Origin of the sequence: Sphingobium subterraneum (assembly GCF_014199435.1) — a bacterium.
In the GTDB taxonomy this organism is placed as follows: domain Bacteria; phylum Pseudomonadota; class Alphaproteobacteria; order Sphingomonadales; family Sphingomonadaceae; genus Sphingobium; species Sphingobium subterraneum.
The window spans coordinates 658,637-679,817 of record NZ_JACIJP010000001.1 but is presented as its reverse complement, the minus strand read 5'-3'; the positions used below and the strand labels follow the sequence as shown (position 1 = coordinate 679,817).

Sequence of the window (21,181 nt, the reverse complement as noted above, 5' to 3'; positions counted from 1 at the left end):
ACCGGGCGGCGACCTGCCGGATTGACGTGGGCGGGTTGCCCGGATCGATTTCCGGCTCGATCAAACGCCTTGCGAGAGGAGATTTTGCGGAATGGGTGAGGAAGCCGAACTGGCCGGGCGGATCGCGTTGGTGACGGGGGCCGCGCGCGGCATCGGTCGCGAGATCGCCACGGTCCTCGCGTTAAACGGCGCTCACGTGGTTGTGGCGGATATCCTGGAAGACGATGGTGTTCAGGCCATAGCGGAGATGAAACAGGCTGGTCTAGATGCCCAATTCGTCAGACTCGATGTAACGGAACCGGGCGATTGGGCGACCCTTCGCGACATGATCCAGGAAAGATTTGGTCGGCTCGACATTTTGGTAAACAACGCGGCGTTCAACATGCGCGAAAGCATTGCGGCCACCAGCGTGGAGCATTGGAAGCGCACTCTGGACGTCAATCTGTTCGGCGCTTTCTGCGGTATGCAGACGCTGCTGCCCCTTATGCAAACCGGCGACGCGGCAATCGTCAATATTTCCTCCACGTCCGGAATATTCGGCCAGCCCGACGCAGCCTATTCTGCGAGCAAATGGGCGCTGCGCGGTCTCACCAAGACGGCTGCCATCGAGTTTGCATCGATGGGAATCCGGTGCAATTCGGTACACCCCGGAACCGTTCCCAGCCCGATGCACGTCAATGCGCCGCCGGGCCACGGAGAGGTTTGGAAGCGCATCATCCCCATGAAGCGACCGGGGAAGATGCGGGAAATAGCGGAAGCGGCACTGTTTCTTGCCTCGCCCCGGTCCTCCTATATCACCGGAACAGAAATCATCGTGGACGGAGGACTGTCACAGGGCGGGATCGCTACCGCGCGAGCAACCATGCTGGAGGATTGGCGCCAAGCGCACCCCTCGGCGTGATCGCGGGTACGGGCTTGCGGTGCCGGTCAGAACATACTGGCGGCACGCGCTGCTCGGTGGCACATAGGGGAACGCTCAGTTATAGGGCATCTGTAGGGTGAGGGCACGTGGAACTGAGACAGCTTCGCTATTTTGTTTCGGTTGCTCGTGAAGGCAATTTTAGCCGGGCCGCCGAAAAGGTCCACATTGCACAGCCAGCGCTCAGCAGGCAGATCATCTTGTTGGAAGAAGAATTCGGCGTCACATTGTTCAATCGAACAGCTCGTGGTACCGAAATGACGGATGCCGGACGCCGTTTTAAGGTGATGGCCGAATACGTTCTGCAGTATATTTCCGAGATCAAGCCTGCGATCAGCCAGGCCGCGCAAGAGCCCTCCGGCGTTGTCGTCCTTGGCCTTCCGCCGTCCCTTGCGTCATTATTGGCTCCGCGCCTTGTTGAGGAGGTGAAACATCGGTTCCCCAAAGTAAAGCTGCGTATCGTCGAGGGGCTGAGCGTCTTTCTGTCCGGCTGGTTGGAGAACTCCCGTCTCGATATCGCCGTTTTGACGGATTACGGCCCCATTGTCGGGATCGACATGCAGGAAGTTGTTCGCGATGAGATGGTCTTCGTCGGCGTGCCTGAAATTCTGAGCGGTTACACAGGCACCATGCCCATCAGGGATATTCTCAACTTTCCCGTCATCATCAGTCACGGTTTTCGCAGCGTCATGAGCGCGCGTCTGCTGGATGAAGGAATTACGCCGGATTTCGAGATGGAGCTGGATTCCATCCCGATCGTCATGGACATGCTGAAACGCGGCACTCACTGCTCGATCGTCTCCTACAGTCTCGTGCATGAAGAGATCGCATCGGGAACGTTGACCGCCCTATCGTTCCAGGGGCCACCCATCTTCCGAAAGATTATGAGCGCAGTTTCCGCAAGACGGAACCCTTCACTGGGGATCAGGGCGGTCGAAGATATCGTTCAGGAACAGCTTGCCAGCCTTCCTCTTCGCGTTGGTAAGGAAAACGGCGCTCCGGAAGACAGGTGAGCGCCGACCTCGCCGATGGGCTGCGCGTTTACTCTGCCGGCGTGTCGAGGTCGACCTTGTATGTCTCCTTGATCAGGCACGCCGTGATCAATGTCACCGCCGCTGCCGGCACGATGTAGTAGACAATCGCGATTGGTTCTCCAGTGCGGGCAACAAGAGCCGTTATGATGAAACCGGCCGTGCCGCCGAAGATCGCCGTGACGAGTCCCTGTGGCACTGCCACTCCGGAGTAACGGATCTTGGCGGGAAACATCTCTACGATCGTGACGACGCCGCTTCCCGAAAAGGCACCTTGAAGGGCTGCGCCGACGAACTGAACGGCCATGAGCGCCACGATCGTTCGCGACGCATCGAGATAGGCGAAAAGAGGCAGAGCTAAAAGGCAGATACCCGCAGCATGAAGGATCAGCATAGACCGCCTCCCGAAGCGGTCCGACAAGGCTCCGGCCACCACGCACCCGACGACAAATATGCACAGTCCGGCGGTGTTGATCGCGAAGGCTTGCTGTTCGGGCATACCCAGAACCGACGAGGCGTAAATGGGCAGGTAGGCGAGGAACACATAGAAATTGACCGTCGCGCTCAAAAATATACCGGCCACGGCCAACATCGCCCCGCGATGCGTGCGCCAGGCTTCCACGATGGGGATTTGTACCGGCGAGTCCCCGCTTGGAGTCGCAGCAACGGGGGCCTCATGACCGGCGCCGCGCAGCAACAGTCCGACCAGCCCGAGCAGTCCTCCCACCACGAACGGAATACGCCATCCGTAGCTATCCATTGCCGCCGGATCAAAATACGACGTTGCCAGTGTCGCCGACAGAGATCCGAAGAGCAGGCCGAGGCCTACCCCCGCCTGATGGAAGCTGCTGAAAAAGCCACGATGTCGGGCAGGTGCGGCTTCTACGATAAGGAGCCCTGCGCCCGCCCACGCGCCCCCACCGGACAATCCCTGACACAGACGGGCAAGGACGAGGACGACCGTTCCCGCGGCCCCGATCGTGGCGTAGCCGGGCAGCAGGCCAATCAGCAAAGTGGCTCCCGCCATCATCAGGATGGAAACGAGCAGAGCTTTTCTACGGCCAAACCGATCACCAAAATGGGCAAATACGAGACTGCCAAAAGGACGCGCGACAAACCCGACACCGAAGACACCGAGTGCTGACAACAGCGACAGAAGGGGTGTCTCAGAAGGAAAAAAAGTTCGACCAATGTAAACGGCGAAGAAGGCGTAGACAGAATAGTCAAACCATTCGACGAGATTTCCGATCATTGCCACGAAAATGGAACGCTTCGACAGGCTGTGACCTTGGGACTGAGCCGTCGCTGGAGAATACAACGGCGCGGTCTCGTTCTCAATTATCGACATCCCTGTCTCCTTATCCTACCGGCGTTATCAAGCGCGATTGCTGCAATTCTTCAGGAACGTGACCTACGGCGTCGGGGAGGGGGGGAACTCTCCTGAATGACCGAGCTCCCCCTGCTCCCCGACGACTGGATGCTTGTCGGGCTAGTATCTGAAGCTGACCGTCACCCCGTAGGTTGCCGGCGCGCCAGCATAGCGGCCTAATGTGTCGATGATCAGCGCTGGCGCTGTCCAGTAATATGTGTTGGTCACGTTGCGCCCGAACACGCTGATGTTCCAGCGATCGTCCGCCGACTTGACCCCCGCGCGCAGATCGAGCGTCGTGAACGCCTTGTTGCGTGCGACGGCAAGCTCGCCAAGTCCGCCGAAGGACGAGGACTGATGCTTGACCGCAACGCCGAAGACGGCATTCCAGTCCGAATTGATCGGCGGCTGATAGTCCGCCCGGACGTTGAACGTCAGTTTGGGCGAGAAAGGCAGAACCTGTCCTTTCATCTGCACCCGCTGGGCTATGAAATCGAAGTTCAGGAAGCTGCTCGTAATCTTGGTCTTAATGTAAGTCGCATCGGCGTTCAGCGTCAGTTGCTGCACCGGGCGAAGGGTCAGTTGCAATTCGCCACCGTAAATCTTCGATTTCGGAACATTGACCAGCGCGCTGGCCTGCGCGTTCGTCGCGGGATCGATTACGCGGCCACGAACCTGCTTGTTGGTATAGTCGTTGTAGAAGGCGGCCGTGTTGAATTGCACGGCTCCGTCCAGAAGCGTGAGCTTTGCTCCCGTTTCATATGCCAATACATCCTCCTGCACCGCGGGTTGCAGCGACAGGTAAGACGACGCACCGACAATCGGAAATCCGCCCTGTTTGTAGCCATGGCTCACATTGGCATAGAGCATGACGTCCCGATTGACCTTCCAATCGAGGCCCGCCCGCCAGGACACATTGTCCTGGTTAAGACTGGTCGTGTAGAAGCCAACTGTGCCGTCCGGCCGCCTCGTGTAGCAGCCGCCAACGGGTATCACTGCGCCGACACGCGGGCCGAAGAAGTTTGCCGTGTTCTGGTCCTGCGCCGTCGAGCATCCCTTCAGGTCGCGATCGCTTTTGGTATAGCGTACGCCGCCCTGCGCCGTCAGTCCGTCGACAACGCTGAACTCGACATTGGCGTAAACAGCTTTCGATTGCGCGTTCTGGAAACTGAATGACGCATTGTGCGTAGCGCCGGGGACAGGAAGACCCTGCGTCGATCGGGTCAGGAAACCATCCTGGCGCTGGTCGACCTTATCGTCCTGGAAGTTCGCACCGATGATCCAGCGCAGACCATTGTCGTAGGTACCCGAAAGGCGCAGCTCCTGGAAAAAGACCCTGATTTTGCCGTCGACAAGGATGGTCGCATCCTGCTGGTTAGTGCCATCGCCATCGACGCTGGACGTTGTCGTGAAGCGATTGAAAGAGGTGATCGACTTCAACGTCAAGTCGGCATTTATGTCATAGTTCGCAGTCAACGCCGCTTGGAAATTATGATTGTCGCTCCGGAACGGATAGTTCACGTCCCAGTCGGCCGCGCGATTATTCTCCGGTGCACGGGGGTAATTATACAGAGACGGGTTGAGACGCAGCAATGTCGCGTTGGTGGACGGCAGCGTCGTCGGACCTTCATATTGAAGGGCCTGCGTATCGGAGCGATCGATCCCGGCATTGACGTTGAGGCGGGCGGAAAAGGCGCTTGTCGGTGCCCAATCCAGCAGTAGTCGGCCGGAGGTTATGCGCTTGTCGCCCAGTCGGTCCTTCCGGGTATAACTGCGCTGCCACGCGCCACCATTTTCAGTGTGGAAGGCGAACCGACCTTGAAGTGTGCTGGTGAGAGGCCCGGATATAAAACCATCTACAGTAACCTGGTTGAAGCGGGCATAGGTCAAATCCAGTCCTGCGGCCAACGAAGGCGTTGGACTTGCCGCGATGATATTGATGGCTCCTGCGGTCGATCCGACCCCGTAGAGCGTCCCCTGCGGTCCCTTTAGCGTTTCGACACGCTGAACGTCGAGCAGGGAGAAAGCGGTAAGCTGTCCGTACGGGAGCGGCACTTCATCGACATATACCGTTACCGCAGGAAGTGCGGCCAGACCGTAATCATAAAATCCGATACCGCGCAGGGTGTAGACGGGCACACCATAAGCGCTTTTGGCATAGACGAAGCCTGGAACGAGTTTGCCAAGATCGTCCGGCGAGGATACACCGGCAGCCTTAAGCTCCGGGGCGCTGTTGGCCGTGATGGAAAGTGGCACATCGTTGATACGCTCTGCGCGTTTCTGGGCCGTAACGACGATATCGGCAATTGCTGATGCAGAGACGGGTTGTTGCCGTGCCGAAGCCGTATCGGCGGAGCTTCCGTCTGGTGACGCCACCTGCTGACCTGCCGACATGGACGCTGCTGACTGTGCATGAGCCCCCGTTGGCAGTACGCCTACCAAGACAGATACTGAAGCGCCTAACATAAATCGCATTTTCTCTTTCATCCATCCCTCTCCTATGATTGGTTTGGTGCCTGATCGTTCTTAGACGTCAGCGCCGCGCAGGCGGATCAGAACACTCCCAGCTTCGTAACGAGCTGTCACGATCTAGTTAGAATCAGGAAAGGAAAGTGTCGAAGAGCCTTTGATGCTAGCGCCTATGCCGCGGCAGCATGGCGAAATGGCGCAAAGGAGATTGTGGGATTACGACGCGAATTCTGGTGCTCGACGGCACCAGGACAGTCTGGGATGATTGTCAACGGAGCATGCCTCGCGGTTTGCGTGACAATAGCTTATGCACGTGCCCAGTAAGAATACGCACCTTCGGCGCTGCCGCCAACGGGGCGTGGACGAATCCCATGATCCTTAAGTCACTGAAGCGGGAGGCTGTGGCGGGAAGCCCCGATAGTCATTCAAATCGTCACGGGGTCTCGCAATCCGCATTACATCCTGTGTATCGCTTGTTCTGCGGCGCGGGCAGCGCGGCGCGAAGCGGCAAGAAGATTTGCATCAAAATCGCTGACGCTCTCGCCATTCGCATCGTCGGTTGTGGCCTTGATTGCAGACCATGGCAATCCGAGGCGGGTTGCGACCTGCGCCACGGCGCCCGTTTCCATGTCGACCAGATCACCCGCCAAGCCGTCCCGTAGGCGCAGGCTATGATCCGGACATTCAATGAACGCGTCTCCTGTCACAATGCGCGCCTGTGGAAGGCCGATATCCGGCAACGGTCGCGCGAAAAACGCTGTGACCTCGGCTGGGCCGATCGGCCAAGCGCCTGCCGTGTAATGGACAAAGCCGTCAGATCGCTGTGCTCCATAGTCGCCCTGCACTGCCTCATGGATGATGAAACAGTCTCCTGCCAAAGAGCCCAGCTTTCCTGCCGTACCTATGATCATCAGCAATTCCGTCTGATGGACGGCCGCAAGGAGAGTGGCAGCCATGGCGGCATTGACCTTGCCGACACCGCAGCAGCTGATAGCGACATCGTGCGTTGCACATGACACAAAACGGATAGAGAGGCCTCCGTGCTGTTCAAGCCGGTCATAAGTGCCGGGCATGAAGGCATCGGCTTCGGTTTGGACGCCCGTGATTATTGCAATACGCATGTGCTCAATGCCCGGGAAAGGAACACAGGGCGTCAGTCTCTATGCCCTGCGCTCGCAGTCGGTCGCCCCCGCCAAGATCCGGAAGATCGACAAGAAAACGCGCTTGCAGGACAAGTGCACCCTGGCCGCGCAGCAAGGCAACTCCGGCCTGCGCTGTACCGCCGGTGGCAATCAGATCATCCACGATCAGCACTTTTTGCCCCGGCGACACGGCGCCCACATGCATCTCTAGCCTGTCGGTGCCATATTCGAGCGCATAGTCCATTCCAACCACATTGCCGGGCAGCTTGCCTGGCTTGCGCAACATGATTTTACCTTTGGCAAGAGCATAGGACATGGCCGAAGCCACAATGAAGCCGCGCGCCTCTATCCCCGCGATCAGGTCGATGTCGACTGGATCGATCGTCGCGATCATGCGATCGATCGCTGCACGAAAGCCCCGTCCGTCAAGGAGCAAAGTGGAAACATCCCGAAACAGGATCCCGGCTGTAGGGTAATCCGGGATAGTACGGATCAGCGTCGCCAGATCCTCATTCCGTGCAAGTTCGTTCAATTCGTTCATGGCGTCAACGTTGACGACCAATACCTTCCTGTCAACGGGCAGCGCCTTCATTCAAAGCCGACAGCGTGGCGGTCTTCCGCTTAGGGGATGTGCGGGAAAATCCCATTATTCCCCTGATTTTCCGCAAGTCCCGGCTTGGGGGGAAGAAAATTCTATGTAACCCTTTGAAAATGCTGGTGCCGGCTACAGGATTCGAACCCGTGGCCCCCTGATTACAAATTTTCCAAGAGGCGTCTTTCTACGTCTCATTTAATCTCAAAAACTGTCCGCAATATGCTGAATATAGACATAAAAATAAAAACACCTTCTCGCCCCATCTCACCCGAAATCAGCCTAGCGCAGAAAAACTGTTGCCCAGTTGTTGCCCAGATGGCCCACTGATTATGTCACAGTGGGCGGCTGTTGTGCGGTGATGACGTATAGGCTTGGGGACTTGGACTCATGTGTCTCATATTGGTCTACGGAATGGTGGAATGTGATACCTACTACAAACGGACAGAAGCCGCCAACATGCACGAACCCTTCGACAAAGCGGTCATTCACGGGTCATAACGCGACTCATAAAACTTGTCGTCTGTTCATCTGCTGAGATTTGGTCGCTTCGCACTTATATGGCGTATGAGTTCGACGGAGTGGCCCTCTTTCGAACGCCAGTAGCACATGGCTGAAATCCGTCCGTGTAGTTCCAAGCCTGTCGCTGCGTACCCCGACGCTTTCAAGACGCCCATCGGCATCTTCCGACCAGAATGCGTCGTTAGCCGATCGCGCTTTGAACGGCAGATTCCGCCAGAACCAGCCATTCGCTGCCTAGTATCGTCTGGCGGGAATGCGCTCCAATGTCGGTCATTCCCCGTCGGACATCGCGATTCCCAAAGCGGACGTTCGAATGATCGTCCAGTCGGGCGCGGTGCCCCGCTGATGGTGCTTATCGGTGGCCATTCTTCCCCCCTGACCGTTGATGCAGGTCCTTTTGGGATTAGATGCATAGACGCCAGAAATCAGCAGTGGGATGCCTCAAAAGGGCAGATGCTCCATATGGATGCCCCAATAGTCGGCAGGATCGGAGTATTTGTCGATCATGTCGCTCGAGCAGAATGCGACAAGCCCCGATGGGGGGCGGGCCGGCAGCCTTGCCGTCCACCACACAAACCACCACGGCGGCCGGTGCGCGTTTAGCGGACCCCGCATCGTCATCTCACGGCGGACGCCGAGCAACTCCTTGAGCAGTGCCTTATTGAACGGGCGATGCTTGGCTTCGACGCCGAGCAGGGTTTCGCTCGGCAAGGGGCGGCCATCGGTATTCGGGACGACCAGCACAATGTCGAGCTCATGGCATTTGCCGTAGAGCGGCCCCGGCTGGAGCTTGGCGGCCGGATCGGCGCTAATCGCGACGCACTCGATATCGACCCACAACTCGCCGACGGTGCGACCGCGATCGTCGATGCGGATGTACGGCCAGCTAGTGCGGTCGATAGGACCGCCTTTCGCTCGGAACACCAAGGACGTGCCGCGCACCAGAGTAAAGGTCAGCGTCGGCCGCATCGCCTTGAGCTTTTCCATCACGGCGATCAGCGCACTGAGCTCGTACGCCTTGTCCTGGAGCGTCGCACTCGCGAGCAACTGCCCGGCAGTCAACCGATCGACGCCGAGATGCGCGCGGAACGCGTCACGCAGCTTCTTTTTCATGCCCGAGGTAGTTGGTTTACGTGTCGCCATTGTCAGCGTCCCTCCGGGGCGTCAGGCTCGTCATCCCAGAAACCGGTGTCTTCGCCATAGATCTCGCTGAGGAAGCGGGAAACCTCATCGACCATTGCGGTGATGTCGCCCGCGCGCGCATCGATCGGAGCGCGCTGATCATCGAATGAGACGAAAACGCCCTCAACCGGCGTGTCGTTTTCGGTCCGCAACAGACGGCTAAGGCGTTCGCGGTTCTCGTCGAGTGACCAGCGTGCACCGCTTTTCAGGAAGGTCATGAACTGCCGGGCGTAGATGCGCAGCCGCTCGACGGGTAGGCCATCGAAAACGACAGCCTCACCGCCGATGCCAACGGCGACACGCCGGCCGTCCATACCCTCGAAATCATCGAGCGCCAGCGCCATTGCGGCATCCCAACCAGAAAAGCCCGCGCGTACTACAAGCAGTCGGAACTCATCGAGCATGTCCCGCCATTCGTCGTCAGTGAAATCCTGCGTATCCATGGGCCCTTTTAGCCGGCTCGGCGCGCATAAACTATCGCCTATCACCGATTGTGTTTCGGCTTCGAACGAGAATGAGTGTCGCGCGCGGAGCCGTGCCCGTGACGCCAGGTGTCGCGCCGATCCACTTCAAAATGGGTAGAGTCGCACGAGCAGAATAGCTTCGCCCACGCATCTACTCGCTGATGTGCATTACCTATTGCGTAATGAATGCTTAAGGATTACCTGATAGGTAACGATGGAAAGGGTGGATGGAACTTGAATTCGCCTCAGACGCACTGCGCAAGCGGCTCGAAGACGATAAGGCGATGCTCAAGGCCTATGGCGAGCGAGCAAAGCCGTTGCGTCTGCGTCTCACGCTCCTGCGGCAGGCAGTGTGCCTGGCGGACGTGCCCCACACGCCGCCGCCACGCCGCCACAAGCTGTCGGGTACCCGCGAAGGCCAGTTCGCGGTCGACCTGAAACACCCCTGGCGCCTCATCTTCGAGCCGGCAAACGATCCGTTGCCGCGCCTTGACGACGGGAGCCTCGACCTGGCCGCGGTCACGAAGGCGAAAATCCTCGACGTGACCGACTATCATTGAGGATATTCGAAGTGGCGCAGGACTCACATTTTCAGCCCGATTGGGCGGTACATCCCGGCGAGATGCTGGAGGAATATCTGGAGACGCTCGGCTTGTCTCAGGCCGAATTTGCGCGCCGAGCCGACCTCACTCCCAAGCTTGTCAATACTATCATCAAGGGCCACAATCCAGTTGAGGCCGATACGGCGGTCGCGCTCGAACGCGTGACCGGCACCAAAGCCTATATCTGGACCGGTGTGCAAAAAGAGTGGGAGCTGTTCCGTTCGCGCGTCGCCGAGCGCAGCCAGCGCGATACGGCGGCGGTGCGGGCCTGGCTGGCGAACTTTCCGGTGAAAGAACTGCAGCAGCGCGGCGTGCTGCCATCGTCGGGTGACCTGCACGCCGTGCGCGAAGGGCTATTATCTTTCTTCGGCGTTGCCAATGAACATGCGTTTGCCGGGCTCAATCAACGATGTGCGGTTCGCTACCGGGCTTCCAAAACCTATCCAAGCTCGCCGGAATGCGTCCACGTCTGGCTACAGCTGGCGACGAGGTCCGCCGAAAAGATGGAGGTAGCCGAGTTCAGCAATGCGCGTCTGTTGGAAGCGCTTGCCGAGATCAAGCCGTTGACCAAGCTGCCACCTGAGGAATTTCAGCCAAGGGTAACGGCGCTATGCGCAGCGGCAGGGGTCGCGATCGTGCCTGTTCCACCGCTCAAGAAGACCAAACTCAATGGCGCTGCCTTCTGGTATGCCAGGAACAAGGCGGCGGTCGTTCTGTCTCTTCGACACAAAACCAATGACCATTTCTGGTTCACGCTTTTTCACGAGCTTGGACATCTATGCCTTCACGGCCGCGATACCGCTTATGTCGATGACGAACGGCCGGAAAGCGATGCTGAAGAAGCTGAGGCAGATGCCTGGGCGGAGGAGAAACTGGTCGGTCAGGCGAGATTGCGCGTCTTCATGGCCGGGCAACCTAGGGCGAAATCCGACGTGCGTGATTTTGCCGCCTCGGTCGGAATCCATCCCGGCATCATCGTTGGTATGCTCCAGCATCACCGGGTACTCCCTTGGACGCACATGAATGATCTCAAGGATCATTTCGTCTTTGCAGGCGATGCGTAAGGAGGGGAAGAAGGCGATGCTTTTCACCGTTAGAGTGATCGGCTGCTACCGCTTCGTGGCGCGCCTGCCGTATAACGTCGTGCACGAACTTTAGGGGAGGTGACTGTGGGCCGGATTTCCATCGCGATTGAAAAAGCGCAAGCTGACGAGGTTCAGGCGAATGCCGCTAGCGAAGGCGTCGATGCGGAGATCATCGAAATAAAGCGGTTCGATGGTGGGGTCGCTATCGTAGCGGTCGTGTTACCGCTTTTGACAGCGACCCTACCGTTCATCACGAAGATGGTGCTCGAGCAAATCCGGTCCAAACGCCACGTTGTGGTGAAGGTCGACGGCATCGAACTGCGCGGGCTTGACGCCGACAGTGCATCGAAGATCTTGGCGCAGGCGCTCGAGGCGAAGGATTAGCGATGGGACCAGCGGCTGCCTATCTCGCCGCGACGCGGCGAGAGATGCCGGCTTTTCTTGCTCGTGATCACTACCGCTCGATCTTCGATGGGCTGCAGACGAGCCTGAGTAGCTACGGAGCAACGCCGGAGTTTGACCTGACCTATAGTGCCGAGCGTACTTGCGAGACGATCCGCACTGGGGAACGCCAGATCGTCATCTACGACCAGTATCTCGGCCAGACGTTCAATCAGCTCAATCGACTGCATTTCAACACCACCGATCCGCGTGAAGCGCGGGTCTATGCCTATAAGGTCGCCGCCGAATTCGCACAGATCGACGGGCAGCCCCGATTGGGGGCAGTGCTTGCGATGGCGCATGTCGCCAGTCGCGACGACACCATCGGTCATCGCAAGGATACCGATGTCGCGCATCGGATGCGAATCACAGCGCTCCAGGAAGCCTATGTGATGGCGCATGAAGCCTTCCATACCATTGTCGAGCGCCAAGTGGCATGGCGCGAGCAGATGCTTCGCGATGCGCGAGCGGACTTCCTCAAGAATTTCTATCTGAGCGCGATCATCCGGCTCGAGGAAGCCAACCATCCAGACCTCGACACGATCGCACCGATGTATCTGAAGCAAATGGAGTTGTTTGGTTCAGACGATGCGCTCGTCGAAGAATGCCTGTGCGACACTTTGTCAATGTCGGTGATCTGCCCTCATCCCGACCGCAACCCAAGCATCGGCCAAGTGGAAGAGGCGCGCGACGCAATCTTCTTTGCGCTGCGCCATCTCCGTCTGCTCGCATTCGTCCGTCACGCTGTCCACGAGCGACGCCCCGGGTTCGTCGCGAACGATGATTGGCTCGATCCGTATCTTGTGCGCACCCAGTTCCTGCGGTGGGCGCTCGGTCAATTCCCGCCGCTTCTTGCCCTGCGTACCCCTGAAATGCTGACGCGATTCGAACTGGCCCAAGAACGCTATTCGAAGTTCGTCGAAGATCCGATCTTGTTCGAATTGCCGACTGCGATCGCTGGATATGCGAACAAGGTCTATCCCGAAGCTCATGAGCGCGAGCTCGGCGACGCGCTAACGGACGCACTTCTGCAACACCCTGAGCAGGCGCAGCGAATGTCGCAACTTGGGGAAAAGTTTTTCATTACCGACCCGGAGTTAATGAGCCAGGAATTCTACGATACGCGCTTGCGCGCGCTGAAGGCGCGGATGGACGAAGGAAAGGACGTTTAATGTACCGCCGATCAAGCTTCTCGTCCGCCATAGTGACGGCAGCAGGCGCAGGCGGGTGTACCCCGAGCTGCCCACCAGTAGCGCCTTCGAATGCGATCGGTGCCGAACCGGCGTCCCTGCGCACAACGGCCTCTTCCTCCTCGGGCCATAGGACTATGCAGATTACGTCGCGAGGGTGAGTCTGATGCAGCTCCGCGACAAGTCCAGCAGTGCCGGCGTCGATCCGAACGCTCCAGTTATGAACCTCGGTGACGCAATCTGATCTGCTGCGCCCGAGACTTGCCCGACAGCTTACGGCCTAATCTCCGCCTTTCTGCAGTGCCGGTCGGACGAACGCCGGACGTCGGCTTCTGGACAGACCTGTCGATCAACACATCGCCACGGAACAGCCGAAAAGTCCCAATACTAGCCGTTTCAGCCTCATCCATCGGTGCTTACGATGCCAGCCAGTTCGATGGTCATGCCCTCCGCCTCAATCCGTTAATAAGTGACAGATAAAAATCCACAACTTCTTGATGCCAATCATACGTACCTCGGGTTAGCCCATTCCCCGCTAACTTCTGACTCGGCAACACATAACAGGCCCGGCGCGGTAGGCTTTTGTGTCAGCCTACCAGCTTGACGCCGAGACTGCTCGCAATCGAGCCCTGACCAAGCGATGTGACTTGTGTCCCCGCCGTGGGAACGCCGAAGCCCCAGAGCAGACAGATCACATAATCCTGCAGTGATCCGAAGGCCGGATTCAGGATCAGGAGAACCAACGATCCCAGGAGAATCGAGCCAATCGAGAAGAACAGCCAGCCGATTACATTCAGTGCAGCAACCTGAAAATCGAGCTCGCGGACAGTTGGCTCGCGCATTGGGTCGAGCGTCGGCGCATCGACAACTGCCAGACCCGCATTATTCTTGGCCTCCTCTGCGAGGTCAGACCTGAGTTTGGCCAACCGGTCGGCGATCGCTTTGTCGAGTGCGTCGCCAGGCGCGACGTCGGGCTTCTTCAGTATTTCATCGAGCCCACCGGGGCCATCGATCGCGTCGGCGACAAGGTCAGGGAAGGTCGCCGCATTCTCGATGACGAGCGCAGGCCGAATCCCTGTCTCGACGACGACCGCAAGGCTGCCGAGCTGGTTCGCCGCCGTGGTGAGCAGTGCCTGGTAAGTGGCCGCAGCGGCGGGCGACGGGGTCGGGCTGTAGAAGGCTGCGAAGGCGCGCGGCACGAGGCGATTTCGTTTGAGTTCGGTAGCCGACAGCTTGGTCTTCAGATCCTTCAGGAGATCGGTCGCACATTTCAGCTTCGGGTCTCCCGCCTCCTTCCTGACCTCAGCAAGCCGCGTCTCCCAGTCGATCACGCGTTCGCGCAGGACGAAGGCGGGGCGTAGCGCGTCGTCGCGGGCGACCAGCGCACGCGCGAAGGGATTGATCGCGATCGCAAGCGCCACACCGATGCAGATCAGGATGAAGCCGAACCATCGGGCGCACGTGCTGCTCACGACAACATGGATTGGCATCGGCTCGCCGAGCGGCTTCTCGTCGGCTACGAGGAGGATTGTGCCCGAATATTGGCCGGCGGAAGCATTCGTTTTGTCCTTCGCTCGCAGCAGCAAGGCGTACGACGTACCGGCAGCGAGTGTGGTCAAGCTACAATCGTCGGGATGCTCGGCGCGACACAAATCGAAAGTCGTCGGAAGCGGGGTGAGATTGTCCGTGCCGATGAGGTCGGTCTGGACTAGGCGGACGTTATGCGCGGGCACATTTCCGATCTGCACGACGAACTTCAGGTCGTCGTCGATGTTCGAAAGCCGCTTGTCTGAGAGCCCGGAAACGGTCCAGGTGAAGTCACCCGGCGCCGTGTTCTTGATCGTATAGGCCAAGCTGGACAGGGGCTTGCCATCCAGCGTCAGGGTCAGATGGCGGGCCTGTGCTTCGCTCGCTGCAAAGCCAGTGACTTTTCCGGATATTTTCCAGAGCGCGTTAGCTCCCGACGCAGAGATGCGGCTCGGAATGATTATCACAGTCGGCCCGGTGGGGCCGAAGTCGGACACGACGAGTTCGTTCTTCGCCGCAGGATCGAGACCGGTCGCGGAAAGCCCGAAGGTGAACTCCCCGGCGTCGCCGTTGACCGGCAGATTGGCCGTCGTCTGGTCGAGCGAGAAGCTGGGATCGGCGATGGCGGGACTTGCAAGCACGATGCTGAGGATGAGCAGGAGAACGCGGAGCAAGCGCGAAATGCTTGCGGACTGGCTGCTTTCCCAGCCGGTAACTTCGATGACTTGGCGGGCTGCCCCCGTCACGGCTTCCACACGGCGATCGCCGCCGACACCTTGGCGAGAAGCTGGTCAAGCGCGGTCGCCTTCCCGATTGCCGCCTCAAGGTCGCCGGCAGCAGTGCGCAGAGCAGTGATGGTCGCGTCTCCCGGGAATTGAATTGCGGCGGCGTTGGTCTGGGCAAGGCTAAGCCTTGCCTGGAGCTTGGCAAGATCGAGGTTGAGTTGCGCGACCTGGCCGGCGAGGTTGAGTTGCTGCGCGCCGGGCTCGCCCTCGCGGATGGTAAGTTCAAGGATTCCCCGGCTGACCTGGTCCTGCTGCTTCTGTAGCAGGTCGATCAGATCCTTGTCGGCACTGCCATCGTCGAGCGCTGCCCGGTCGGCGCTGGTCGCCGGCTTCCTCACGCTCCGCGCGGCGCCGAAGCCGATAAGCGCACCGGCGGCGAACCCCATGAGCACCGGGAGGAGGTTGTCGGCAGCCGTATCAGCGTGTTTCATGGCTCGATTCCTTACGGGGTGGTCGCGGTCTTGGGGGTGGCCGCGTCGACGTCGGCCTTCATCTTGGTTGCGACATCGATCGCGAAGCCCAACAGCAGCTCGGCATTCTGCCCAACGGTCGGCTTAGCTGCGGTCTTGTTGAGCGCGTCGAGCAAGGCTTGTTGCCCGGCTAGATCGTAGCTGGGAGCCTTTACCGCAGGAAGCGCTACGGTTTCGGCGAATGGCGGCGGCGTGGCCGCATCGAAGATGCGTAGAGCGTCGGCGTCGTCAGCGGCTTTCAAGGCCAGGACGCGCGCGTTGACCGCCGCATCGGTCGCATTGGCGAGCGCAAGCAGCCGCGCCGCGCGGGTGTCGGTGTCGGCAATCGCAGTCCGGTGGGCCTTGTCGAAGCGGCTGATGCCGGTATCGAAGTCCTGCACCTCAACTGCCGAGACGCTCGCGGCATGACGGAGCGGCGGCCTGACGCAGCCGGCGAGCGAGAAGAGAGCGATAAAGATGGCGCACATGCGCATAGTCATTTCCCCAGCACTGCAGCACCGACGCCCAGCTGGCCCAGCAGCGTTGCGACGAGCTCAGGCTTGATGCCGGTCTTGCCCGCGGCCTGGATTTGCTGGACGAGCGGTGCAATCAGTGCGCGGCGGTTGGCGGCAGTACGCTCGGCTAGGTCTACTTGATATTTGCGTTCCAGCTGGAGCCGGCGCCAATCGAGCCGTTCGGCGACCATACCGCCTCGCGACTGGGCGATACCATGGGCGACTGCCGCTTGCGCGAACCACGCTCGGTCGGGCTTGGCAAGGCCGGTAGCGCCGTCGGTGCTGTGATGTTTGATGGCGCGCAGGGCGAGATCTGCCGAAGCGAGGTAAGATAGCTCGGTAAGTCCCGCGTCGAGTTGCTGGCGATCGAGGGCGGCAAGGTCCGACGCATGACGCGCAGCCAGATTGGCTTCATCGAGCTGTTGCTGTTGTGCTGTTTTGGCGACCAGCAATGCCGAGGCGCGATCGGTCGCCGGCATGTCCTTATAGGCGTCGACCAGCTGCTCCGCGGCGCCCAGTAGGTCCAGCACTGCTTGGGCGCGCTTGGTGGTGACACTCGGATCGGTGGCCGGTGCGGCAGCCGCAGTGGTGGCGCTGGTCTTTGGAGCTGCTGCTGCGGCACTGGTCTGCAGTTCGACCTTGAGGAGATCATCGATGATGGTGCCCAGCTTTTCGGCGCCGGCAGCCTTGGCGATCGCGGGCAGGTCGGCCTTGGCGAGGTCATCGCGCAGCTTCGCGACATCGCTCAGGAAACTCGGCGAATTGGGTGTCTTGGCTTCTTTCTCCAGCGCGGCGATTGCGGCCTTGACGTCGCGGGCAGCTTGCTCGCCCTTCGCCTGTTCGGCACGGTTCTCGCCGATCTTTCGAAGCAGGCCGCCAAGCGTGCCCGATGTACCGGCAAAGGCGGTCATCGGCGCATCGCGGCACGCATCGATGAGGCCTGCGGTCTGGCGCACGTTCATCAAGGCGATCTGGCGCGGGGTCATGCCGGGGGTCGCTGCAGGCAGGGGCGGCAGCGGCTCGCCGGGCCGGGGGCAGGCAGCGGGGATCGGCTTGGCCTCGTCGGCCGAAACCGGTCCGTCCTCGGCGGCGAGGTCGGCGGCCAGCCGCAGGCGGTCGTCGGCATCGGCGGCGGCTTTAACGAGGCTTGGATACTGCACCGCAAACGCGCGCCATGCGACGAGCGTGGCCGGAGCGATTCGCCCGCAGTCCGCAGGGCCGCAGCCCGTCAGCAGCGCGAAGCGGGCCTCGACCAATTGCGGGAGTGCCGCGGTTCCGATCGCGCCCTGCTGTCCGGCAATCAGCTTGCGTTCGTCAGGCGACAGCGACGCCGGGGCGATCGCGTCGAGCAATTGCGCGTCGCGACCAGCTTCGGAGAGATGCAGGGCGGCGTCTTCTTCCCGCGTGCCGACGGTCGCATAAGCGGCTCGGAGGTCGTCGAAATAAGTACCAGGCGCGGCCTTGTCGAAGGCTGTTGCGACAGCGGTCGCGTTGGCATCTCGTCGCGCGTCATACAAGACAGCGCAGCCGGAAAGGCCCGCCATCAGCGGAATCATGAGAAGAAAAAGACCGAATCTGCGCACGATTGCCCCCCACCCAGGCAAGCATTGAACCGTTTTGACTGATTTAATAGGCGACTTTGACTAAATATGACAGAAGTCGCCTAGACGCGCAATCGGAGATAATATTCAATATGGTTTAATCGAGGGCGCGCTTCATTCTACATTGACATTCAGCCGTCACAATTTCTCGACGCGACCTAACGGGCTTCGACTGCAATCGCCCTGGCAACGGAATTGATCGAAACACATGTCGTATTGGGCTGGCTGGCAGCGTTCGCGCCCAGTCAAGGCAGTAATGGTAACTCTGTCAGACGTTTAGGGATGCCGAATGGACACTGTCCTCCGACAGGACTTCTTTCATGAAGCTGGGATCGGCATCGATCGAAAACGACTGGAGATTGGGGAAGACCACGAGGTCGCGAGGCTTTATTTTGGTCTTCTTGGTCGCCCGTTCGACTATCGACTGGACCGACGCCTCGGTCTCTTCTGGAGCAAGCGGCTTGGCCGACTTGGAATCGAGCGTCACAACCGCTCTTACGCTCTCGACAGCACTGTCGAGCGCGCGCTTCAGTTTCGGGTCGAGCTGGATCATGATAGCGTCACCTTACCCTAATTGCGTCAGCGCCTCAACAGCATTCGGTACACCACGATTGCCTCGTGCTGAACTGATCGCCGTCGGACGAACACAGGATGCGAATATAGCACGCTCAAGTTGATCAACCGTTGCCTCCGGGCGGTGTTCCAGGAGAAGCGCCGCTAATCCTGATATATGGGGCGTCGCCATCGAAGTTCCAGACAGCGATCTCAATTGACCACCCGGGACCGAGGACCAGATGCCGGCGCCGGGACCTACGATCGCAGGCACCTTGCGCTTGGGGGGATCGACCACGACGTCGCTGGATGACTGGAGCCAGATCTGGTCGGTTTGGTCGAGCGCTCCGACCGACAAGGCTTCCTTGAGATTGCCGGGCGAACGGCTCGTATTGATGCCCTCATTGCCGATTGCGACCACCGGCAGGATGTTGCGCGCGCGCAGCAGCGCGAGAATGGCGGAGAATTGCGGGACGAAAGCGCGGAGACCGAGCGACAGATTGACGACGCGAACACCTTGGGCGACGCACCAGTCGAGCGCGCCGAGCACGCGTGCAGGGACATCGCCGCCTTCGATCACGCCCGCCGATACGAGTCGCGCACCGGGTGCGGTCCCGAAGCTCAGCCCATTGACGGGTGCGCCGACGAGGATGCCGGCGGTGTGGGTGCCGTGATAACCGCTGTCTGCAACGGGCGCGTTGACAACCTGCCGCCCGGACAAGTCGAATAGCGCGAAAGCGTCGACCTTGTCCTGGAGCGCGGGATGAGCCGGATCAACGCCGGAATCGAGGTGCCCGATTAACACCCCCGAACCGGACAGTCCCTTATCCCAGAGCGCATCGATCCTGAGGCGCTTGATCGCCCAGGACAAGCCCTCGCCGGGTCCGTCGAGCGCGGAGTCTTCTTCCGGCTGGATGAGGCTGAGCGGAGGCGGATCCAGTACATCCGCGACATCCTCATCCGCACACAGTGCGGCAAGGGCTGCGCGGTCGATCGTGCCGATGAGCACGCCGAGATTGGGCAGGTAACGAACCGAGGCTTCGGCGCCAAGACGTTTGGCACGTTTGTCGACCGCATATTGGGGCGCTTCGCCGTTGGGTATCGTCGGTGGCACGACCGAGGACAATTGTGCGAAGGTTGAGCTTGGGAAATAGCGAAAATGCTTGCGGACTTTGCGGGCGACCTCTTCCTGGAGATCTTTTGTCTCCTCAAGCGCGACGATCGTCTGCCGGCCATCGCGCCGGGTGACGGTTGGCTTCAGGATGACGATGACCTGTGCATGTCCCAACGAATCGAGCTGGTTCGCTACGCTCATCAATGCCCCCCTCAGCTGCGCCTTCAATTAAACCACAATCTGCCAAGGCTTGCGAGGTTTGAATAGTATTCGATTCGGCACGAACAATCGTCCATGCTTAGAATGTTTATGAGCCGAAACGGCAATCGGTCGGCCACTCGCAAAAACTTGATTGAGACAGTTCGAAACCTTGCGTTGTATCGTGGGTTCGAATACCGTGCACTCCGTCGAACTGAGCTGACAAGTAGCAGTTTTCAGGCGGAAATGTTTTTGGGCCTTTCCGGGGTATATTCCGAGGTATCGGAAAAAGGCGGATCGATTGGAACCACGGCAAATCAGCCGCTTATGGAACTGGTTCGAATCTCTCCCGCTCCAGCGATAAACAGCCCTTTGTGCTTGATCCGCTAACATAGCTGCCGTTGAGAGGTCAAAACCAGCTCCGTCAAAGCGGCCGTACGTTCACATCAAGGCAATGGCCGGCATCGCCGCTTGACAAGAGCCGGGCCTATCGCGGACTGGCAGTTCTCGTCTTAAATCCCGCCCGTCCGATTGCCGGCCCCCTCCTCATTCGGCATCCATGATCGTTTCCCAATCCTGCCCACCATAGAACAGGTCGAGGATCATCACCCTCTCCTTCTCCGCGGCATAGGCAATAGTCACGCGCCGCCGGAACGAGAGCGTGCGCAATCCTGGGCGGATAGGTGGAGAAGGACGGTGTGCATGCGAGCGCCTTGATCGGCTATCAAGCTATAGCGATGACTTAGGAGACGCTAATTCTTCGGGACAGGTATCGTTGCTTCGCAGCCGGCAAACGCCTCCTTTTCGGGCACGTTTGCAAACAGCCGCGTCAGCGGATCGATGATTTCGCGGCGAACTTCATCACGATTTTCGAGGCCCGCGAGCCGCACACAGAAAAACCATGCTCGCCTCATCGTTTCGCTGCCTGTGCCGTGCCACAGAAAATCCGAACCGGGCTTGGCCTTGATCGAATTGCCGTCGCCATCGATGCACAGAGTCTCCATCGTCCAACCGTCGACGCGGGCCGAGGGTTGAAATCCAACATAGAGCTTGGCCTGTCTTGCTGCCGACCAAGAAACGCCTTGCTCATCTTCGGGGCGCCACAAGCTGATAAGGAACGTGACATGTCCACCTGAGGCCGGCAATCCGGGTGTTTTCCTGACGAGGTGAGCCAACAGATAAGCCGTCGTCGTCCACTCGTCGGGCTCGTAGCCTTCTTCATAAAATGTTTCGGGCTCGATCGCGGGCCTGACTTCGGCAAGGCAATCTTGGAGGGCTTCCGCAAGCGCGTCGGCTTCATCAAAAATGCGCTTGCTGTTCGCGATACTGAGCCAGATTTGGTCATCCATTCGCCCATTTCCTCTCGACTCTGCTGACAATGTGCAAGTTGGACCACCAAGCCTGTCGGAAGCGAGGCACATAAGCTTCCACT

Annotated in this window: 19 protein-coding genes; 6 read left to right on the top strand and 13 right to left on the bottom strand. The window is 59.5% G+C overall.

Annotated elements, in window-relative coordinates:
- Positions 1–91 precede the first annotated feature (91 nt).
- Together FHS92_RS03285 and FHS92_RS03280 are read left to right on the top strand one after the other, a co-directional pair.
- The gene (locus tag FHS92_RS03285; protein WP_184077487.1) at positions 92–901 is read left to right on the top strand and encodes an SDR family NAD(P)-dependent oxidoreductase; all 810 of its coding nucleotides are present in this window, start codon (positions 92–94) and stop codon (positions 899–901) included.
- Between the two features lie 107 nt (positions 902–1,008).
- Positions 1,009–1,932, top strand: a complete 924-nt coding sequence (locus FHS92_RS03280) for a LysR substrate-binding domain-containing protein (RefSeq protein WP_184077485.1) — start codon at positions 1,009–1,011, stop codon at positions 1,930–1,932.
- Positions 1,933–1,960: 28 nt separating this feature from the next.
- On the opposite strand, the gene FHS92_RS03275 is transcribed toward FHS92_RS03280, so the two are convergent.
- The 6 genes from FHS92_RS03275 to FHS92_RS03250 form a co-directional block, all read right to left on the bottom strand.
- Positions 1,961–3,298: an MFS transporter gene (locus tag FHS92_RS03275; protein WP_184077483.1), complete on the bottom strand. Its 1,338-nt coding sequence runs from the start codon at positions 3,296–3,298 to the stop codon at positions 1,961–1,963.
- Between the two features lie 141 nt (positions 3,299–3,439).
- Positions 3,440–5,713 (bottom strand): TonB-dependent receptor, encoded by a 2,274-nt coding sequence (locus FHS92_RS03270; RefSeq protein WP_184077481.1) that lies wholly within the window; start codon positions 5,711–5,713, stop codon positions 3,440–3,442.
- A gap of 530 nt (positions 5,714–6,243) precedes the next feature.
- Positions 6,244–6,909 carry a 5'-methylthioadenosine/S-adenosylhomocysteine nucleosidase family protein gene (locus FHS92_RS03265; protein WP_184077479.1) on the bottom strand — a complete coding sequence of 222 codons (666 nt, stop codon included), beginning with the start codon at positions 6,907–6,909 and terminating at the stop codon, positions 6,244–6,246.
- Positions 6,910–6,913: 4 nt separating this feature from the next.
- On the bottom strand, positions 6,914–7,471 hold the full coding sequence (locus FHS92_RS03260; protein ID WP_184078749.1) for an adenine phosphoribosyltransferase: 558 nt from the start codon (positions 7,469–7,471) through the stop codon (positions 6,914–6,916).
- Positions 7,472–8,485: 1,014 nt separating this feature from the next.
- Positions 8,486–9,187 (bottom strand): hypothetical protein, encoded by a 702-nt coding sequence (locus tag FHS92_RS03255; RefSeq protein ID WP_184077477.1) that lies wholly within the window; start codon positions 9,185–9,187, stop codon positions 8,486–8,488.
- Positions 9,188–9,189: 2 nt separating this feature from the next.
- The gene (locus tag FHS92_RS03250) at positions 9,190–9,669 is read right to left on the bottom strand and encodes a hypothetical protein (RefSeq protein ID WP_184077475.1); all 480 of its coding nucleotides are present in this window, start codon (positions 9,667–9,669) and stop codon (positions 9,190–9,192) included.
- Positions 9,670–9,917: 248 nt separating this feature from the next.
- Here FHS92_RS03250 and FHS92_RS03245 point away from each other — a divergent pair, with 248 nt between their 5' ends.
- From FHS92_RS03245 to FHS92_RS03230, 4 genes are all read left to right on the top strand, one after another.
- Positions 9,918–10,250 (top strand): system killer suppression protein, encoded by a 333-nt coding sequence (locus tag FHS92_RS03245; protein WP_184077473.1) that lies wholly within the window; start codon positions 9,918–9,920, stop codon positions 10,248–10,250.
- 11 nt (positions 10,251–10,261) lie between these two features.
- Positions 10,262–11,356, top strand: coding sequence for a HigA family addiction module antitoxin (locus tag FHS92_RS03240; protein ID WP_343056639.1), 1,095 nt, complete (start codon positions 10,262–10,264; stop codon positions 11,354–11,356).
- A 105-nt stretch (positions 11,357–11,461) separates the two neighbouring features.
- Entirely contained in the window at positions 11,462–11,761 is a 300-nt protein-coding gene (locus tag FHS92_RS03235; protein WP_184077469.1) for a hypothetical protein, read from the top strand.
- 2 nt (positions 11,762–11,763) lie between these two features.
- Positions 11,764–12,990, top strand: coding sequence for a hypothetical protein (locus tag FHS92_RS03230; protein WP_184077467.1), 1,227 nt, complete (start codon positions 11,764–11,766; stop codon positions 12,988–12,990).
- Between the two features lie 605 nt (positions 12,991–13,595).
- Here the strand turns inward: FHS92_RS03230 and FHS92_RS03225 are convergent.
- From FHS92_RS03225 to FHS92_RS03195, 7 genes are all read right to left on the bottom strand, one after another.
- On the bottom strand, positions 13,596–15,281 hold the full coding sequence (locus tag FHS92_RS03225; protein WP_221230868.1) for a hypothetical protein: 1,686 nt from the start codon (positions 15,279–15,281) through the stop codon (positions 13,596–13,598).
- Positions 15,278–15,751 (bottom strand): hypothetical protein, encoded by a 474-nt coding sequence (locus FHS92_RS03220; protein ID WP_184077463.1) that lies wholly within the window; start codon positions 15,749–15,751, stop codon positions 15,278–15,280. Before FHS92_RS03220 ends, FHS92_RS03225 begins: the two co-directional genes overlap by 4 nt.
- 11 nt (positions 15,752–15,762) lie before the next feature.
- Positions 15,763–16,257, bottom strand: a complete 495-nt coding sequence (locus tag FHS92_RS03215) for a hypothetical protein (protein ID WP_184077461.1) — start codon at positions 16,255–16,257, stop codon at positions 15,763–15,765.
- A gap of 8 nt (positions 16,258–16,265) precedes the next feature.
- Entirely contained in the window at positions 16,266–17,828 is a 1,563-nt protein-coding gene (locus FHS92_RS03210; protein WP_221230867.1) for a hypothetical protein, read from the bottom strand.
- 325 nt (positions 17,829–18,153) lie between these two features.
- Complete coding sequence (locus FHS92_RS03205) at positions 18,154–18,438, bottom strand: hypothetical protein (RefSeq protein ID WP_184077457.1); 285 nt, start codon at positions 18,436–18,438, stop codon at positions 18,154–18,156.
- A 12-nt stretch (positions 18,439–18,450) separates the two neighbouring features.
- Complete coding sequence (locus FHS92_RS03200) at positions 18,451–19,752, bottom strand: S8 family peptidase (protein ID WP_184077455.1); 1,302 nt, start codon at positions 19,750–19,752, stop codon at positions 18,451–18,453.
- Between the two features lie 749 nt (positions 19,753–20,501).
- Positions 20,502–21,098: a hypothetical protein gene (locus tag FHS92_RS03195; RefSeq protein WP_184077453.1), complete on the bottom strand. Its 597-nt coding sequence runs from the start codon at positions 21,096–21,098 to the stop codon at positions 20,502–20,504.
- Positions 21,099–21,181: the final 83 nt, after the last annotated feature.

Coding starts and splice junctions, on each gene's coding strand:
- FHS92_RS03285 (WP_184077487.1), top strand. CDS start 92: ATGGGTGAGGAAGCCGAACTGGCCGGGCGGATCGCGTTGGTGACGGGG.
- FHS92_RS03210 (WP_221230867.1), bottom strand. CDS start 17,828: ATGGCGGGCCTTTCCGGCTGCGCTGTCTTGTATGACGCGCGACGAGAT.
- FHS92_RS03275 (WP_184077483.1), bottom strand. CDS start 3,298: ATGTCGATAATTGAGAACGAGACCGCGCCGTTGTATTCTCCAGCGACG.
- FHS92_RS03205 (WP_184077457.1), bottom strand. CDS start 18,438: ATGATCCAGCTCGACCCGAAACTGAAGCGCGCGCTCGACAGTGCTGTC.
- FHS92_RS03250 (WP_184077475.1), bottom strand. CDS start 9,669: ATGGATACGCAGGATTTCACTGACGACGAATGGCGGGACATGCTCGAT.
- FHS92_RS03215 (WP_184077461.1), bottom strand. CDS start 16,257: ATGTGCGCCATCTTTATCGCTCTCTTCTCGCTCGCCGGCTGCGTCAGG.
- FHS92_RS03245 (WP_184077473.1), top strand. CDS start 9,918: ATGGAACTTGAATTCGCCTCAGACGCACTGCGCAAGCGGCTCGAAGAC.
- FHS92_RS03195 (WP_184077453.1), bottom strand. CDS start 21,098: ATGGATGACCAAATCTGGCTCAGTATCGCGAACAGCAAGCGCATTTTT.
- FHS92_RS03255 (WP_184077477.1), bottom strand. CDS start 9,187: ATGGCGACACGTAAACCAACTACCTCGGGCATGAAAAAGAAGCTGCGT.
- FHS92_RS03230 (WP_184077467.1), top strand. CDS start 11,764: ATGGGACCAGCGGCTGCCTATCTCGCCGCGACGCGGCGAGAGATGCCG.
- FHS92_RS03270 (WP_184077481.1), bottom strand. CDS start 5,713: ATGTCGGCAGGTCAGCAGGTGGCGTCACCAGACGGAAGCTCCGCCGAT.
- FHS92_RS03260 (WP_184078749.1), bottom strand. CDS start 7,471: ATGAACGAATTGAACGAACTTGCACGGAATGAGGATCTGGCGACGCTG.
- FHS92_RS03200 (WP_184077455.1), bottom strand. CDS start 19,752: ATGAGCGTAGCGAACCAGCTCGATTCGTTGGGACATGCACAGGTCATC.
- FHS92_RS03220 (WP_184077463.1), bottom strand. CDS start 15,751: ATGAAACACGCTGATACGGCTGCCGACAACCTCCTCCCGGTGCTCATG.
- FHS92_RS03265 (WP_184077479.1), bottom strand. CDS start 6,909: ATGCGTATTGCAATAATCACGGGCGTCCAAACCGAAGCCGATGCCTTC.